We start from the raw sequence: 17,015 nt of genomic DNA, 5'->3' as shown, positions 1-17,015 counted from the left end.
CGCTGCGCGCCAAACGCCGCTGTCAGAAATGCGGCACGGCGATGGACAGCTACCTTATCGATCCCAAGCGTAAGCTGCACGTCTGCGGTAACAACCCGGGCTGTGACGGCTACGAGATCGAAGAGGGCGAGTTCCGCATCAAGGGTTACGATGGTCCGATAGTCGAGTGTGAGAAGTGCGGCTCCGAAATGCACCTGAAAATGGGGCGCTTCGGTAAGTATATGGCCTGCACCAACGACGACTGTAAAAACACGCGTAAGATCCTGCGTAATGGTGAAGTTGCGCCGCCGAAAGAAGATCCGGTTCCGCTGCCGGAGTTACCCTGTGAAAAGTCGGATGCTTATTTCGTGCTGCGTGATGGTGCCGCCGGGGTCTTCCTCGCAGCCAATACCTTCCCGAAATCACGCGAAACGCGCGCGCCGCTGGTGGAAGAGCTGTATCGCTTCCGCGATCGTCTGCCGGAAAAACTGCGCTATCTGGCCGATGCGCCACAGCAGGATCCGGAAGGCAACAAGACGGTGGTACGTTTTAGCCGTAAAACGAAGCAGCAGTATGTGGCTGCTGAGAAAGAGGGCAAAGCGACCGGCTGGTCTGCCTTCTTCATCGACGGCAAGTGGGTGGAAGGTAAGAAATAAGCTTTCACTCATGTGAATGTTCCAGAAGGGCCGGTTATCCGGCCCTTTTTTATGCGTCTTATTATTTTTTTCTCGCCGCTATACACACAAGCTATAAATGATATAGTGGTTATAGTAATCTCCTTTCTTATTATTAAATCGTCTTAGCATGCGCATGCGCGCCGCTTTCATCCGGGACAGGCCATGAAATTACAACAGCTTCGCTATATCGTAGAAGTGGTTAACCATAACCTAAATGTGTCATCTACCGCCGAGGGGCTCTACACCTCGCAGCCCGGGATCAGTAAGCAGGTGCGTATGCTTGAGGATGAACTGGGCGTACAGATTTTTGCGCGCAGTGGGAAGCACCTGACGCAGGTAACGCCGGCGGGGCAGGAGATCATTCGTATCGCCCGCGAGGTGCTGTCTAAAGTCGATGCCATCAAATCCGTGGCGGGGGAGCATACCTGGCCTGATAAAGGCTCGCTTTATGTGGCAACCACCCACACTCAGGCTCGCTATGCGCTTCCGGGGGTGATTAAGGGGTTCATCGAGCGCTACCCACGCGTTTCGCTGCATATGCATCAGGGATCGCCAACGCAGATTGCCGAAGCGGTATCGAAGGGCAACGCTGACTTTGCTATCGCAACTGAAGCGCTGCATCTGTATGACGATCTGGTGATGCTGCCGTGCTATCACTGGAATCGCTCGATTGTGGTTACACCTGAGCATCCGCTGGCGTCTAAAGAGTCGGTGACCATCGATGAACTGGCTCAGTATCCGCTGGTCACCTATACCTTCGGTTTCACCGGCCGCTCAGAGCTCGACACCGCGTTTAACCGCGCTGGCCTGACACCGCGCATCGTCTTTACCGCCACCGACGCCGACGTGATTAAAACCTATGTGCGTCTCGGCCTGGGGGTAGGGGTGATTGCCAGTATGGCAGTTGACCCAATTGCTGACCCGGATCTGGTTCGTCTGGATGCGCACGGTATCTTCAGCCACAGCACCACCAAAATTGGCTTCCGTCGCAGCACCTTCCTGCGTAGCTATATGTATGATTTTATTCAACGCTTTGCGCCGCATTTGACGCGTGATGTGGTGGATACTGCGGTTGCCCTGCGTTCGAATGAAGATATCGAAGCGATGTTCAAAGATATTAAATTACCCGCCAAATAATCCCGACACGCCACTTCCTCTCAGGGGGCGTTATCCGCGCCCCTAAATCAAATATCAAAGCGAAGTTTTTCCCCTAACGTAAATAGCCTGCAAATAAAAGCCATGCGTAATTGATGGTTAAAGGACCGCTGCGTGCGACAAAAGTAGAAACTATTTGTCGGCTGTGCAAATTTCTCACTTCAATTATTTATTTCAGGTCAAAAGATTAAATATTTAGTCCATAAACAAACGTAAATTCACTGGATTTTCGTCTACAGTATCTTTAAGATTTATCTCAACAGACGATTAGCTCTGCCAATTGATTGGTGCGAATATGATTAGTGATACCGATTGCACGAGGTTAGTAATGCCGACAGGAAGTGAAGAGCCGCACAAGGATGATGCGCTGAAGCGCAAAGCCTGGATTGCGGTGTTTTTGCTTTCAGCCCTGTTCTGGGCTGGTGTGGCGCTGCTGGTCTGGAATTTCTGGGGCTGAGCATGAGTGTTCAGCAACGTCACTACTGCGCACGCGAAATGTGTCAGCCGCGTGAAGCACAAGAAAAGTCTGAAAGTGCTGAATCTGTTGTGATTCCGGCCTCCTGGAAGCTCTCAGCTCAGCAACAAGCTTTTATTGAGCTGTTTGCGGAACCAGATCACAAAAAACAATAATGGCAGCAACGTCATTACAATAGTTTCTTAAAGTCATTAACACTTTTAATTTAAAAACGACGTTTTGTACTAGTCGATAATTACAGACAGCATACTCAGAACTGAATAACTCTTCAGTTTATATGAATGATTCTTATTTGCGGTGTGAACTATGAATAACGTTATCAGTGTCAAATACTGGTCCTGGTTTGGGGCCTTCGCCGTCTCCTCACTGGTCTGGGCTCAGCTCCTGTGGGTGATACTGCGCTAACACGTCCTGTTTGGATCTAAAAATAACGCCTGGCTGATGCCGGGCGTTTTTGTTTTTACCGTCTGACGGCCGCATTTATCATTTCGGGTTGTTATCAAAACGTTACGACATGTTTGTGTTATCTTTAATACTAACCCTGATGGTCGTCAGGGTATCGCAATCCCTTTCATGAAGGAGGAGCTATGTCGTCGACGTTACGCGAAGCCAGTAAGGATACACTGCAGGCGCTTGATAAAACCTACCACTATTACAGCCTGCCGCTGGCCGCTAAAGAACTTGGGGATATTGCGCGCTTACCCAAGTCGCTAAAAGTTTTACTCGAAAACCTGCTGCGCTGGCAGGATGAAAACACCGTTACCGCCGAAGATATCCACGCGCTGGCGGGGTGGCTGAAAACGGCCCACGCCGATCGCGAGATTGCCTACCGTCCGGCACGCGTGCTGATGCAGGATTTTACCGGTGTACCTGCCGTAGTGGATCTGGCCGCGATGCGCGAAGCGGTCAAACGCCTCGGCGGCGATGTTGCTAAAGTGAATCCGCTGTCGCCGGTCGATCTGGTCATCGACCACTCCGTGACCGTTGACCACTTCGGTGATGATGATGCCTTTGAAGAGAACGTGCGTCTCGAAATGGAACGTAACCACGAGCGCTACGCGTTTCTGCGCTGGGGTCAACAGGCCTTCAGCCGTTTTAGCGTTGTACCGCCCGGCACCGGCATTTGCCACCAGGTGAATCTGGAGTATCTCGGTAAAGCGGTATGGAGTGAGATGCAGGATGGCGCAATGGTTGCGTACCCCGACACCCTGGTCGGTACCGACTCCCACACCACAATGATCAACGGGCTTGGCGTGCTCGGCTGGGGCGTTGGCGGTATCGAAGCCGAAGCGGCGATGCTCGGCCAGCCGGTATCGATGCTGATCCCGGACGTGGTGGGCTTTAAGCTCACCGGTAAACTGCGCGAAGGCATTACCGCTACCGATCTGGTGCTCACGGTGACCCAGATGCTGCGCAAGCACGGTGTGGTGGGCAAATTCGTGGAGTTTTACGGCGACGGGCTGGATACACTGCCGCTGGCCGACCGTGCCACCATTGCTAACATGGCCCCGGAATATGGCGCTACCTGCGGCTTCTTCCCGATTGACGCCGTTACCCTCGACTATATGCGCCTGAGCGGGCGCAGCGACGAGCAGGTCGCGCTGGTTGAAGCCTATGCCAAAGCCCAGGGCATGTGGCGCAACCCTGGCGACGAACCGGTCTTTACCAGCACGCTTGAACTGCGTATGGATGATGTGGAAGCCAGCCTTGCCGGCCCCAAACGGCCTCAGGATCGCGTCCCGCTGGGCGAGGTACCGAAGGCATTTGCCGCCAGTACCGAGCTGGAGATCAACACGGCGCAAAAAACGCGTCATCCGGTGGATTACACCTTCCGGGGCGAGCAGAACCAGCTGCCCGACGGCGCGGTGGTCATCGCGGCGATCACCTCTTGCACTAACACTTCGAACCCGAGCGTGCTGATGGCCGCAGGGCTGCTGGCGAAAAAAGCGGTGACGCTGGGGCTGAAACGCCAGCCGTGGGTGAAAGCCTCGCTGGCGCCGGGCTCTAAGGTGGTGTCCGATTATCTGGCCCAGGCGAAGCTGACGCCGTATCTCGATGAGCTGGGATTCAACCTGGTCGGCTACGGCTGTACTACCTGTATCGGTAACTCCGGCCCGCTGCCGGAGCCCATCGAGCAGGCGATCCGCCAGGGCGATCTTACCGTCGGCGCGGTGCTGTCCGGGAACCGTAACTTTGAAGGGCGTATCCATCCGCTGGTGAAAACCAACTGGCTGGCCTCGCCGCCGCTGGTCGTCGCCTATGCACTGGCGGGCAACATGAATCTTAATCTGGCAACCGATCCGCTGGGCCACGATCGTAAAGGCGATCCGGTTTACCTGAAAGATATCTGGCCGTCGAGCCAGGAGATTGCCCGCGCGGTGGAGCAGGTGTCTACCGACATGTTCCGCAAAGAGTACGCGGAAGTGTTCGAAGGCACCGACGAGTGGAAATCGATTGAAGTCGAAAGTTCGGACACCTACGGCTGGCAGGACGACTCGACCTACATCCGCCTGTCGCCGTTCTTTGACGATATGCTGCACGAGCCGAAGCCGCTGGAAGATATTCAAGGCGCGCGGGTTCTGGCAATGCTCGGCGACTCGGTGACCACTGACCATATCTCCCCGGCGGGGAGCATCAAAGCCGACAGCCCGGCAGGACGCTATCTCCAGAGTCACGGCGTGGAGCGTAACGATTTCAACTCCTACGGTTCGCGTCGTGGTAACCACGAGGTGATGATGCGCGGCACTTTCGCCAACATCCGTATCCGCAATGAGATGGTGCCGGGTGTGGAAGGGGGCATGACACGTCTGCTGCCGGGTGATGAAGTGATGTCGATTTACGACGCGGCGATGCGCTATAAGGAAGATGGGCTGCCGTTAGCGGTGATTGCCGGGAAAGAGTACGGTTCCGGCTCCAGCCGCGACTGGGCAGCTAAAGGCCCGCGTCTGCTTGGCGTGCGGGTGGTGATCGCTGAATCTTTCGAGCGTATTCACCGCTCAAACCTCATCGGGATGGGCATTCTGCCGCTGGAATTCCCGGAGGGCGTAACGCGTAAAACGCTGCAGCTGACCGGGGAAGAACGGATAGATATTGCCGGCTTGCAGAGCATCACGCCGGGTGCCACGGTGCCCGTTACCCTGACGCGGCCTGACGGCAGCACGGAAGTGGTGGAGTGCCGCTGCCGCATCGATACCGGTAATGAACTGACCTATTACCGTAACGACGGCATCCTGCACTATGTGATCCGCAACATGCTGTAGATATGAAAAAGGCCTGCAACGCAGGCCTTAATTTTGGCAGTGACTCGTGACAACGTCACTTACCCAGCAGGTGGCCCATCTTTTCTGCTTTGGTATCCAGGTAATGTTCGTTCTCCGGATTGCGACCCACGATCAGCGGAACGCGCTCAACGATGTTGATTCCGGCTTCGGTGAGGATCTCAACCTTACGTGGGTTGTTGGTCAGCAGACGGACCGCATCCACACCCAGCAGCTTGAACATATCGGCGCACAGGGTGAAGTCGCGCTCGTCAGCGGCAAAGCCCAGCTGATGATTGGCTTCTACCGTATCGTAGCCCTGATCCTGCAGCGCATAGGCGCGGATTTTATTCAGCAGACCAATGTTACGACCTTCCTGACGATGGTAGAGCAGGATACCGCGACCCTCCTCGGCGATGTGGGACAGCGCCGCTTCCAGCTGGAAGCCGCAGTCGCAGCGCAGACTGAACAGCGCGTCGCCGGTCAGGCATTCGGAGTGCACTCGCGCCAGCACCGCATCGCTGCCGGTAATATCACCGAACACCAGGGCCACATGGTCCTGTCCGGTTGCCACTTCTTCAAACCCGACCATCAGGAAGTCGCCCCAGGGGGTTGGCAGTTTGGCTTCTGCCACACGTTTAAGCTGCATGTGATTCTCCGACATTCTGGCATTCAACAATGCCTCTTTCGCCGTAAGGCGTTTTCATTACTGGGTATTTTGCCACATTCGCGCCATCTTCGCCTACCTGAAGCCCTGGCTGCACGTTTTTAAGCGCACTAATCGGTCAGGGCTCTGCTGCCAGCGCGGTTTTCGGTTATGCTTGAAAGGTATTGAAAACAGGAGCAAACATGCTGGATATCGCGAAACGGACCGCCATCGGGGCAGGCGCACTGATTATTATTCCTCTTATCGTCTGGTTTTCCGGATGGCACTGGCACCCAACCGGACATCCGGACTGGCTGAAGTTGATGTACTGGATAACAGAAACCGTTACCCGCCCGTGGGGGATAATTACGCACGTGCTGCTGTTTGCCTGGTTTCTCTGGTGTTTACGCTTTCGCCTCAAACCCGCCATCGTGCTGTTCGCGATTCTGGGCGCGGCGATCGTGGTTGGGCAATACACAAAATCCTTCATTAAAGAGCAGGTGCAGGAGCCGCGTCCGTATGTGGTCTGGCTCGAAGAAACCCATCGTGTGCCGGCCAGTGAGTTCTACACTCTCGATCGCAAAGCCCGTGGTCAGGTGGTGCACGAGCAGCTCAAAGACAACACAGACATTCCCGGCTGGCTGCGTAAACACTGGCAGAAAGAGACCGGCTTTGCCTTCCCGTCCGGGCACACTATGTTTGCTGCCAGCTGGGCACTGCTGGGTGTAGGCCTGCTGTGGCCACGTCGCCGCGTGGTGACCCTTGCGGTATTGCTGGTGTGGGCGACCGGGGTGATGAGCAGCCGCATGCTGCTCGGTATGCACTGGCCGCGGGATCTGGTCGTAGCTACGCTTATCTCCTGGCTGCTGGTGACGCTGGCAACCTGGATTGCCCAGCGTTTATGCGGCCCGCTGACGCCGCCGGTCCAGGAGCAGCGAGAAATTGCTGAACGTGACCAGGAAACGCACTAAGGGTTGATTTTTTTAATCGCGCCCTCACTAAATACCGATGCCGCGGCGCTTTTCCGATTTCGCGCCGCGGCTGAAAATGTTAATTTATGTGGTGGGCTTCAGGTCGGATTACATCTCTTCGCTCAGACCACATACGGGACGTCATGTGAAATATTTACTTATTTTTTTACTGGTATTAGCGATCTTCGTTATCTCCGTCACGCTGGGTGCGCAAAATGACCAGCAGGTGACCTTCAACTTCCTGCTCGCCCAGGGTGAATACCGCATTTCAACGCTGCTGGCGCTACTGTTTGCCGCCGGGTTCATCATCGGCTGGCTGATTTGCGGGCTGTTCTGGCTGCGCGGTCGCGTTCAGCTGGCGCGCGCGCAGCGTAAAATCAAACGCCTTGAGCAGCAACTGGCATCGGCCACGCAAACCGCGCCGGTGTCGTCTGCCCCTGCGGTTCGGGAATAATTACTGATGCTGGAGTTGCTGTTTCTGCTGCTGCCGGTTGCGGCCGCCTATGGCTGGTACATGGGGCGCAGAAGTGCACAACAGGATAAGCAGCAGGAAGCCAGCCGTCTTTCGCGCGACTACGTCGCCGGGGTCAACTTCCTGTTGAGTAACCAGCAGGATAAAGCGGTCGACCTGTTCCTGGACATGCTTAAAGAGGACACCGGTACCGTTGAGGCGCATCTTACCCTCGGCAACCTGTTCCGTTCGCGTGGCGAAGTGGACCGCGCCATCCGCATTCACCAGTCGTTGATGGAGAGCGCCTCGCTTACCTACGACCAGCGCCTGCTGGCGGTGCAGCAGCTCGGCCGCGATTACATGGCAGCCGGGATGTATGACCGCGCCGAAGATATGTTTGGGCAGCTGGTCGACGAAACTGACTTTCGCGTCAGCGCGCTGCAACAGCTGCTGCAGATTTACCAGGCCACCAGTGACTGGCAGAAAGCCATCGACACCGCGGAACGGCTGGTCAAACTCGGCAAGGACCAGCAGCGGCTGGAAATTTCGCACTTTTACTGCGAGCTGGCCCTGCAGATGATGGGCAGCGATGACATGGATAAAGCCATGTCACTCCTCAAAAAGGGGGCTGCGGCGGATCGCAACAGCGCCCGTATCTCCATCATGATGGGGCGGATCTATATCGCCAAAGGCGACTATGCGAAAGCGGTGGAAAGCCTGGAGCGCGTCATTGAGCAGGACCGCGAGCTGGTGAGTGAAACGCTGGAGATGCTGCAGGTGTGCTATCAGCAACTCGGCAAACCACAGGAATGGGCAGAATTCCTCAAGCGCTGCGTGGAAGAGAATACCGGCGCTACCGCCGAGCTGATGCTGGCCGAGGTGATGGAGCAGCGCGAAGGCTCAGAGACGGCGCAGGTCTATATCACGCGCCAACTTCAGCGCCACCCGACCATGCGCGTATTCCATCGCCTGATGGACTATCACCTTCACGATGCGGAAGAGGGGCGTGCCAAAGAGAGCCTGATGGTGCTGCGCGACATGGTGGGCGAACAGGTGCGCACCAAACCGCGCTATCGCTGCCAGAAGTGCGGCTTCACGGCATTCACGCTGTACTGGCACTGTCCGTCGTGTCGGGCATGGTCCTCTATCAAACCCATTCGTGGGCTGGACGGGCAGTAAGGCACTGCCCGTTTTTTTTACATCCACATTAGTTACAACATACTAATTGTGTATCATTACTTAGCCTCAGCAACAGTGTCGCCATCGTCAGGCAGGGGAAATCGCGCCTGTAAATTTTTCGGGGCGGCAGGTAGAATGCATGCCGTTTATCCATCCGCGCCGCGTCAGGTGCTCTCTCAGAAGGTCCGGTCATGAAATTAACTGAATCCTCCACTTTGCGTTCTGTCACCGACTCACCCGTGGTGGTGGCCCTGGATTACGCTAATCGCGACAGCGCCCTGGCGTTTGTTGACCGTATCGACCCGCGCGACTGCCGGCTGAAAATCGGCAAAGAGATGTTTACCCTGTTTGGCCCGCAGCTGGTTCGCGATCTGCATCAGCGCGGCTTTGAGCTGTTTCTCGACCTGAAGTTCCACGATATTCCTAATACCGCAGCGCACGCGGTGGCGGCGGCGGCAGATCTTGGCGTGTGGATGGTAAACGTGCATGCCAGCGGCGGGGCGCGCATGATGAGTGCCGCCCGTGAAGCGCTGGTGCCTTTCGGAAAAGAGGCTCCGCTGCTGATTGCCGTAACGGTATTGACCAGCATGGAAGCCAGCGACCTGGCGGATATCGGTATTACCGCATCGCCCGCGGAGCACGCCGAACGTCTGGCGCGCTTAACCCAGCTGTGTGGGCTGGACGGAGTAGTGTGCTCTGCCCAGGAGGCGGTGCGCTTCAAAGCGGAACTCGGGCAGGCATTTAAGCTGGTGACGCCGGGTATTCGTCCGGCGGGCAGTGAAGCCGGGGACCAGCGCCGTATCATGACGCCGCCGGATGCTCAACGTGCCGGCGTGGATTACATGGTGATTGGCCGTCCGATTACCCAGGCCGCCGATCCGGCGCAGGCACTACGCGATATTCTGGCATCGCTCAAGCAGGAGGCATAATGAAAGACGATAACAGCCGCCTGGTCTATTCGACCGAAACGGGCCGCATTGACGAACCGAAGGCTGCACCGGAGCGCCCGAAAGGCGATGGCATCGTGCGCATTCAGCGCCAGACCAGCGGACGTAAAGGTAAAGGCGTCTGCCTGATCACCGGTATCGACGCCGATGACGCAACGCTTGCTGCTATTGCGGCGGAGCTGAAGAAAAAATGCGGCTGCGGCGGGTCGGTGAAAGAGGGCGTGATTGAAATTCAGGGCGATAAGCGCGACCTGATCAAAAATCTTCTGGAAGCGCGCGGCATGAAGGTCAAACTGGCCGGCGGCTGATGCGTTTGCAGAAAAGAGAAAGGCCACGGAAACCGTGGCCTTTTTTTATAGCGTGGCATTCAAGCCAGACCTGTAATTCGCAACGTTCAGTGATTAGGTCAAAGCATTACGCTTTTGCAGGTGTGCGTTATCAGTCAACCTGATGACCGATAATACCCCCGACTGCTGCACCGCCCAGGGTACCCAGCGCGCTACCATCCGTCAGCACCGAACCACCGATAGCACCGGCACCTGCGCCGATTGCGGTGTTACGGTCACGTTTGGACCAGTTAGAACATGCACTCACGGACATCGCCAGAGTGATCGCCAGTACCGCAGACGCAATTTTTTTTGTGTTTAATGACATAATACTTTCTCCTGAATTATTGATTCACGGAAGGAAGTTACTCTCTAAGTATAGTGGCAATCACAACGCTTAAAGCGCCAATCCGTGAAACGATGTCGCGAAAATCAACATTAACTGGTCACGCGAGTGATAGTTACTTTCTGTGATATCGTTAAGAACAATTTTTATGTTTTTCACGTTGTTGCGCCAGGTAAATTATCTTAATTCAGGCGTAGGAAAGCTCTTATAGATCAGCAGCTCCGCCGTAGCGGAGCCGGATTCAGGCAGGGGTAGTACGCGGTACGGTATCCACCGTCAAACCGTCGCGCTCAAGCGCGGCGCGAATATCGCCATCCAGACCGTCATCGGTAATGATACGGCTGAACTTGTTTATCGTGCCCAGCGTGTAGGGGTGCAGCACGCCAAACTTGGAACTGTCACTCAGTACAATCGCTTCGCACTCTTTATCAAGCACGGCGCTAACCACATCGCTGCGCATCATATCGCGCCCGGTAAAGCCGGTGCCCGGTAGCCAGCCATCGATGCCGATAAACGCTTTGCTGAAGTGGACCTGACCAATAAACTGACGCGTCAGCGGGCCGACCATGCTCTCGCTTTTCTTCTGGTAAATGCCCCCCAGCAGGATCACTTCGCACTCCGTCTCTTTCAGCAGATGCGCGATGTAGCTACTGACGGTGATAATGGTAACCCGCTTGTGCTCTGCCAGCTCGCGCGCCAGCAGGGCGTTACTGCTGCCGTTTTCAATAAATACCGTTTCGCCATCCTGCACCAGCCCGGCGGCGGCCATCGCCAGGCGACGTTTCAGCGGGAAGTTGCTCATCATGCGCGCTTCCACATCGTCGCTGTCTACCGGTACGGCGTAGCCGTGCGCGCGGCGCAGATAGCTCTGTCGCTCCAGCAGATTAAGATCCTGACGGATAGTGACTTCGGACACGCCCGTCGTTCTGGCAAGCTCGGCGACGCTGACGCGGCCCTGGTCGATGACCATCTGTAAAATTGTCTGTTGTCGGGAATTCATCTTCGGTCTGGGTTATGCGACATGGCGTCGCCAAAGTTGAGGACAGGGAGCGCAGCGCATGGCTGCGCGTACGGCGGTGTTCAGATCTCCCACGGCGCCTTTACCGCACCCGGCTGGGTATTGCTGTCTTCACGCTGCTCCAGCGCAATCAGCTCCGCTTTCAGGATTTCCAGATTGTTGATGGCGGAGTGGTAGTCGCCCGCAACCAGAATATCGAGAACCGTATCGATACGCTGCGCCAGATTTTTGGTATCCACTATCGGCATAAAACCCCCTTAAACGAGTAGTGCTTTATCATGCTAAAAACGGCGTCAAAAGAGAAGCAGTTACGCGTCGTAAAGTCGTTATCGCATCAGATAGTTACCTTTGACCAGCGCGACACGGTATCGATCCCGGTTTGCTGACGGTGGAGTAGGCTGAGTGTGCGCATTATGCGCATTTTCACCAACAGAGGACATGACCATGACAGTCTTACATCAACCCACCTGCAAAATCTTCACCGACAGCGCGCGCTTTACCCAGCTCTCCGGTTTCTATGAGCAGGAGCGGCGCACCATCTGGATGATGCTGAGCGCAAAACCGCGACCCTGCTTCAATCACGTGCTGATTGAAGAGATCATGAACCTTGGCTATCTGGTGCAGCAGTCGGGCTATGAGGTCGATTTCTGGGTCACCGGTTCGCTGGTTCCCGGTCTGTATAACACCGGCGGCGATCTGGAATTCTTTGTCGACTGTATCCGTAGCGGGCGACGCGAAGCGCTGCGGGCCTATGCTCGCGCCTGCGTCGATTGCGTACACGCCGCCTCGCGCGGTTTCGATACCGGTGCCATCAGCCTGGCGATGGTGGAGGGCAGTGCGCTCGGCGGTGGCTTCGAGGCGGCGCTGGCGCACCACTTCGTACTGGCGCAGCGCGATGCCCGCATGGGATTCCCGGAAATTGCCTTCAACCTGTTTCCCGGTATGGGCGGCTATTCGTTAGTCGCGCGTCGTGCCGGTATGAAACTCGCGGAAGCGCTGATCTACAAAGGCGAGTCGCATACCGCCGAGTGGCATGAACAGCAGGGGCTGGTGGATCTGCTGTTCGAGCCAAGGCAGAGCTACGTGGCGACCCGCACATTCATCGACACGCTGCGTCCGAAACTGAACGGCGTGAAGGCGATGCTGCGGGCGCGTCAGCGGGTGCTACGCCTGCCGCGCGCCGAGCTGATGGAGATCACGGAAGACTGGGTGGATGCGGCGTTCAACATCGAAGAGAAGGATATCGCCTATATGGAACGCCTGGTGCAGTTGCAGAACCGTCATACCGCGACGGCCCTGCGTAAAGTCAGCTAGCGCGCCGTGCGTGCCAGATAACGTTGATACCATTGCTCGAATGCGGCAGCGGGCATGGGTTTAGCAAACAGGTAACCCTGCCGTTCATTGACGCCGTTCTTGGTAAGAAAGGCGTCTTCTTTGGTGTTCTCCACGCCTTCCGCAATCACCTGCAGATTCAGCGCCTGCGCCACCGCCACGATAGCGCGCACCAGCGACTGGGAGACGGACTGCTTGTGAACATCGCGCACAAAACTTTGATCGAGCTTGATGGCATCAAGCGGGAAACGCGCCAGCTGCGACAGCGAGGAATACCCGGTGCCAAAGTCATCCAGATGCACCTGGGCGCCCAGCGCGCTGAACTGCTGGATCACCGACAGGGCAAGCTCCTCGTTTTCAATCAGACAGCTTTCGGTCAGCTCTACGTCTATCGGACAGTATTCAAAATTGAGATCGCGCAGCGCCTGTTTCAGATCGCTGAAGATCGTCTGATCTGCCAGCTGGCGCGCGGAAACGTTCACCGCAACCCGCAGATTGATGCTTTTTTCCCGCCACTTCGCCACCTGCTGCATCACATCAAGCATCACCCAGCGCCCGAGTGGCACGATGAGGCCGGACTCCTCAGCATAAGAGATGAAATCGAGCGGCGGGATCAGACCGCGCTCCGGTGACTGCCAGCGCACCAGCGCTTCCAGGCTGCGGACTTCCCCGCTCCGGGTAACTTTCGGCTGGTAGTGAATGATCAGCTGATCCTTTTCCAGCGCTTTACGCAGGTTGGTATCGAGCCACAGGTACTCAAACACCCGCTGGTTCATCTCGGGTGAGAAGACGCAGAACTTGCCGCGTCCGCTCTCTTTCGCGGTATACATCGCGGTATCGGCGTTGCGGATCAGGCTCTCGCGATCCACCCCGTGTTGCGGGGCGAGGGAGATACCGACCGAGCAGCCGGTATAGACCTCGATAAGCCCAATGCGGAACGGCTGACGGAGCCGCGTGAGAATGCGCGACGACATCGCCTCCAGCGCGCTCTGCGAGGTGTCCGTTGCCAGCACGATAAACTCATCCCCGCCGAGACGCGCCAGTACCTAGCCCTCATCCAGACAGCTCAGTATCGCCAGCGACACCGCCTGCAGCAGCTGATCGCCAAACATATGCCCGTAGGCATCGTTCACCTTTTTGAAGTTGTCGAGATCGAGATAGACAATACCCACCTGGCTGTCGTCGGCACGGTGGGCGATGGCATCGCTGATCAGCTCATAAACCGCGTTGCGGTTCGGCAGGGCGGTGATGGTATCGGTATTAGCCAGCACCCGCAGCCGTTCCTGGGCACGCCGCTCCTCGGTGATGTCGGTCCCGGAGCAGATGAGATAAATTTCGTTTTTGCCGCTGCCGCTGTGCACGAACTTATTGCGGAACAGGAACAGCCGCTGCCCCTTGCGGGTTTTTACCCAGCGCTCCACTTCGTAAGAGCTGCCGTTGCGGAAAAAACCGGAAATATTGCGCTTAGACGCGGCGGCCTCGCTGCGGGTCATGAACAGCTTGAACACGTTCTGCCCAATCACCTCATGCTCTTTCATGCCGGTGTACTCTTCGCTCAGTCGGTTAAAGCGTTGAATGTTGCCGAGGCGGTCAAGAATGACGATCACCGAGTTGGCTTCCGACACCACCTGTTCGGCAAAAGAGAGTCCCTGAACCAGATCGCGCGCTACCGACGAGGTGTCGTTCCAGGCGGAAGCGGAACCGGCCCATTCCCGGCGTGAGACCTTGCGTCCTACAAGGTGAACAGGGGCTTCCTCGCCAAACAGCGAAAGGGAGAGCGTAACGCTGGAGGTGATGACGGTCATGGCGCGAATTTGCCCGGCCTGGTCATCGGTAAGTGCCACGGCGTGGCGGGTATCAGCGCCTTCGGAGGCGGAAAGCTGCAGCGCATTGCTGTCAGAAAGCAAGCGCCAGTAGGGACTGCTGGTCCCGAGGTAACGATAAAGCAGGTTGTGCTCCAGATACTCTTTCATGCCATCTCCCGAAAACACCACGCACGCGCAAAGCGTCTGATGACCCGTAACGGGCAGTCATACTGCAGATGACGTCATCTTCCGGCGCGTTACCTGAAACCCAGGCACGGTAAGATCATTTATCCTCTGGATAAATAATGAATCATTCCCGTTAACGTTATCGTTGCCGTTAGTTTCATTGTGGTATGTTTTTTGGAATTTGTGAGGCGGGGCGAAAAAAATGCGGCAGTTCTCGCAAGAACTGCCGCAGCAGGGCGAACAGAGCAGCCCCCTGAATAATCAGGGAAAAGCTCAGGCTACCGGACGGGCGATGACGCTGCGGGTTTCCATACGCACTTCGGCGATGGTGACCTGAATAACGTCCGTCACTTTATAAGCGACCTCGCCTTTGATCTGCACAGTACCGTTCTCCTGGCTGCACACCATTTCATCACGCACGGCGTGAATGAACGGGGCCGGAATGAACGCCACAGCGCCGTTATCCACCAGGCGCACGCGCATACCGCCGCGGCTGACATCGATGATCTCGGCGTTGAAGCGGGTGTCGGTACCGGCTTTATCGTTCAGGTAGCGCGCATACAGCCAGTCACCCACGTCGCGCTCGGCCATACGGTTGAGGCGACGACGCTCAGCCATCTGTACGGTGGTTTCATCCGCAGGACGGGCAATGGTTTCGCCTTTGATGATCGCTTTCAGCAGACGGTGGTTCACCATGTCGCCATATTTACGGATCGGCGAGGTCCAGGTCGCGTACGCTTCCAGCCCGAGGCCGAAGTGCGCACCCGGCGTGGTGCTGATTTCAGCAAACGACTGGAAGCGGCGAATGCGGCTGTCGAGGAAGCCGGTCGGCTGGGCATCCAGCTCGCGACGCAGTTTGCAGAAGCCTTCCAGCGTCAGCACCTCGTTCGGATCAACGTGCATGTCGTGAGTTTTCAGCAGGGCCGCCATCTGCTCGGTGCTGGCAGGGTCGAAACCGGCGTGCACGTTGTAGATACCGAAGCCCAGCTTCTCGCGCAGCACGATGGCGGCGCAGATGTTAGCGGCGATCATTGATTCTTCAACGATGCGGTTTCCGATGCGGCGCGGCTCTGCCACGATCTCCAGCACTTCACCTTTCTCACCCAGCACGAAGCGGTAGTCAGGACGGTCTTTAAACACCAGGGCATGGGTCTGACGCCATTCGGCACGACGCAGGCACAGGGTGTGCAGCAGACGGATCTGCTGGGCAATGGCGTCGTTCTGCGGCTGCCAGCTGCCGTTACTCTCCAGCCAGTCGGACACATCGTCATACGCCAGTTTGGCCTGCGACTTGATGTACGCGCTGAAGAAGTGAATGTCGTCGCTGATGGCACCGTCTTTGTCAACGATCATGCGGCACGCCAGCACCGGACGGATTTCGTCAGGGCGCAGGGAGCAGAGATCGTCGGACAACTCGCGCGGCAACATCGGGATGTTGAAGCCCGGCAGGTAGTTGGTAAACGCGCGCACTTTAGCGGCGTTGTCCAGCGCGCTGCCTTCGCGGACCCAGGCAGTAGGATCGGCGATCGCCACGGTCAGCTGCAGACGCTCGTCGTCGAGCATTTCAGCGAACAGGGCATCATCCATATCTTCGGTGCTGGCGCTGTCGATGGTCACGAATTCGAGCGCCGTTAAATCTTCACGCACCAGACCTTCGTCCTGCATCTCGGTCGCAACACCTTCCGGCGCTTCGCGTTCCAGATTATGGCGGGCGAGGGTAACCCACCACGGCACGAAGTGGTCTTCGCTGTAGGTAATGAACTGGGTCAGCTCGGCATAGAAACCACGATCGCCCTTCAGCGGATGGCGGCGCATTTCGGCCACGGCCCAGTCGCCTTCCTTGAAATCATGCGCAACACCGCGCTCGGCGCGGCAGGGAATGGCATCACGCAGCAGCGGATGGTCCGGCACGATGGAGAGACGATCGTCTTTTTTCTGTACCCGGCCCACAAAGCGCGTCAGGAACGGTTCGATCAGCGCTTCCGGCTCGGCGGATTCGCGATCTTTATCGGTGTGGATCACGGCGGAGATACGGTCGCCGTGCATCACTTTTTTCATTTGCGGCGGCGGAATGAAGTAGCTTTTTTGCGCGTCTACTTCCAGAAAGCCGAAGCCTTTTTCGGTGCCTTTCACCACGCCTTCAGCGCGCGGTGTTTGAGAATGCAGTTGCTGTTTAAGCTGTGCAAGCAGCGGGTTGTCCTGAAACATAGTGTTCTATTTTCGTGGCCAAAAGAGCGGCTGACAGTTTTACGCGATTCCGCCTGT

The 17,015-nt window shown here is 56.7% G+C and carries 17 protein-coding genes and 1 pseudogene; 12 read left to right on the top strand and 6 right to left on the bottom strand.

All coding sequences use genetic code 11. The annotated features are described in order from the left end of the window. From ET34_RS0118760 to acnA, 6 genes are all read left to right on the top strand, one after another. Positions 1–635, top strand: a 635-nt coding sequence (locus tag ET34_RS0118760) for a topoisomerase DNA-binding C4 zinc finger domain-containing protein (protein ID WP_031524622.1), incomplete at its 5' end; no start/stop codon positions are given. 183 nt (positions 636–818) lie between these two features. After that, the gene (gene cysB / locus ET34_RS0118755; RefSeq protein WP_031524621.1) at positions 819–1,793 is read left to right on the top strand and encodes an HTH-type transcriptional regulator CysB; all 975 of its coding nucleotides are present in this window, start codon (positions 819–821) and stop codon (positions 1,791–1,793) included. A gap of 346 nt (positions 1,794–2,139) precedes the next feature. Continuing rightward, the gene (locus ET34_RS22165) at positions 2,140–2,268 is read left to right on the top strand and encodes a YmiA family putative membrane protein (protein WP_072002068.1); all 129 of its coding nucleotides are present in this window, start codon (positions 2,140–2,142) and stop codon (positions 2,266–2,268) included. Between the two features lie 2 nt (positions 2,269–2,270). Then, on the top strand, positions 2,271–2,441 hold the full coding sequence (locus ET34_RS22805; protein WP_169738135.1) for a hypothetical protein: 171 nt from the start codon (positions 2,271–2,273) through the stop codon (positions 2,439–2,441). A 151-nt stretch (positions 2,442–2,592) separates the two neighbouring features. Then, positions 2,593–2,691, top strand: a complete 99-nt coding sequence (gene ymiC, locus ET34_RS23140; protein ID WP_313795553.1) for a small membrane protein YmiC — start codon at positions 2,593–2,595, stop codon at positions 2,689–2,691. A 182-nt stretch (positions 2,692–2,873) separates the two neighbouring features. Beyond that, complete coding sequence (gene acnA / locus ET34_RS0118745) at positions 2,874–5,546, top strand: aconitate hydratase AcnA (RefSeq protein WP_031524619.1); 2,673 nt, start codon at positions 2,874–2,876, stop codon at positions 5,544–5,546. A 55-nt stretch (positions 5,547–5,601) separates the two neighbouring features. Here the strand turns inward: acnA and ribA are convergent, their stop codons facing one another. Then, complete coding sequence (gene ribA / locus ET34_RS0118740; RefSeq protein ID WP_031524617.1) at positions 5,602–6,192, bottom strand: GTP cyclohydrolase II; 591 nt, start codon at positions 6,190–6,192, stop codon at positions 5,602–5,604. A gap of 200 nt (positions 6,193–6,392) precedes the next feature. Here ribA and pgpB point away from each other — a divergent pair, with 200 nt between their 5' ends. From pgpB to yciH, 5 genes are all read left to right on the top strand, one after another. Then, positions 6,393–7,160 (top strand): phosphatidylglycerophosphatase B, encoded by a 768-nt coding sequence (gene pgpB / locus ET34_RS0118735; RefSeq protein ID WP_031524616.1) that lies wholly within the window; start codon positions 6,393–6,395, stop codon positions 7,158–7,160. 145 nt (positions 7,161–7,305) lie between these two features. Next, positions 7,306–7,614, top strand: a complete 309-nt coding sequence (locus tag ET34_RS0118730; RefSeq protein WP_031524614.1) for a LapA family protein — start codon at positions 7,306–7,308, stop codon at positions 7,612–7,614. A gap of 6 nt (positions 7,615–7,620) precedes the next feature. Beyond that, positions 7,621–8,790, top strand: coding sequence for a lipopolysaccharide assembly protein LapB (lapB, locus tag ET34_RS0118725; protein WP_031524613.1), 1,170 nt, complete (start codon positions 7,621–7,623; stop codon positions 8,788–8,790). Positions 8,791–8,981: 191 nt separating this feature from the next. Further along, positions 8,982–9,719, top strand: a complete 738-nt coding sequence (gene pyrF / locus ET34_RS0118720) for an orotidine-5'-phosphate decarboxylase (RefSeq protein ID WP_031524611.1) — start codon at positions 8,982–8,984, stop codon at positions 9,717–9,719. Then, complete coding sequence (gene yciH, locus ET34_RS0118715) at positions 9,719–10,045, top strand: stress response translation initiation inhibitor YciH (RefSeq protein ID WP_031524609.1); 327 nt, start codon at positions 9,719–9,721, stop codon at positions 10,043–10,045. The genes pyrF and yciH overlap by 1 nt, the downstream gene beginning before the upstream one ends. Positions 10,046–10,175: 130 nt before the next feature. On the opposite strand, the gene osmB is transcribed toward yciH, so the two are convergent. From osmB to yciZ, 3 genes are all read right to left on the bottom strand, one after another. Continuing rightward, on the bottom strand, positions 10,176–10,391 hold the full coding sequence (osmB, locus tag ET34_RS0118710; RefSeq protein ID WP_031524608.1) for an osmotically-inducible lipoprotein OsmB: 216 nt from the start codon (positions 10,389–10,391) through the stop codon (positions 10,176–10,178). A 259-nt stretch (positions 10,392–10,650) separates the two neighbouring features. Continuing rightward, a complete protein-coding gene (gene yciT / locus ET34_RS0118705; protein ID WP_031524607.1) occupies positions 10,651–11,409 on the bottom strand; it encodes a DNA-binding transcriptional regulator YciT in 759 nt (252 codons plus the stop codon). Positions 11,410–11,489: 80 nt separating this feature from the next. After that, on the bottom strand, positions 11,490–11,675 hold the full coding sequence (gene yciZ / locus ET34_RS0118700) for a protein YciZ/DeoL (RefSeq protein WP_031524606.1): 186 nt from the start codon (positions 11,673–11,675) through the stop codon (positions 11,490–11,492). A 196-nt stretch (positions 11,676–11,871) separates the two neighbouring features. Between yciZ and ET34_RS0118695 the strand changes: the two genes are divergently transcribed. Then, positions 11,872–12,741: a crotonase/enoyl-CoA hydratase family protein gene (locus tag ET34_RS0118695; protein ID WP_031524605.1), complete on the top strand. Its 870-nt coding sequence runs from the start codon at positions 11,872–11,874 to the stop codon at positions 12,739–12,741. Here ET34_RS0118695 and pdeR read toward each other — a convergent pair. Beyond that, a pseudogene (gene pdeR / locus ET34_RS21140) lies at positions 12,738–14,732 on the bottom strand (cyclic di-GMP phosphodiesterase). The gene ET34_RS0118695 and the pseudogene pdeR sit on opposite strands and share 4 nt — an antisense overlap. Before the next feature lie 291 nt (positions 14,733–15,023). Continuing rightward, a complete protein-coding gene (locus ET34_RS0118685) occupies positions 15,024–16,958 on the bottom strand; it encodes an exoribonuclease II (protein ID WP_031524604.1) in 1,935 nt (644 codons plus the stop codon). Positions 16,959–17,015 lie beyond the last annotated feature (57 nt).

Source organism: Siccibacter colletis, from assembly GCF_000696575.1.
Lineage (GTDB): Bacteria > Pseudomonadota > Gammaproteobacteria > Enterobacterales > Enterobacteriaceae > Siccibacter > Siccibacter colletis.
The sequence above is the reverse complement of the archived record's forward strand: the minus strand, read 5'-3'. Positions and strand labels throughout refer to the sequence as shown.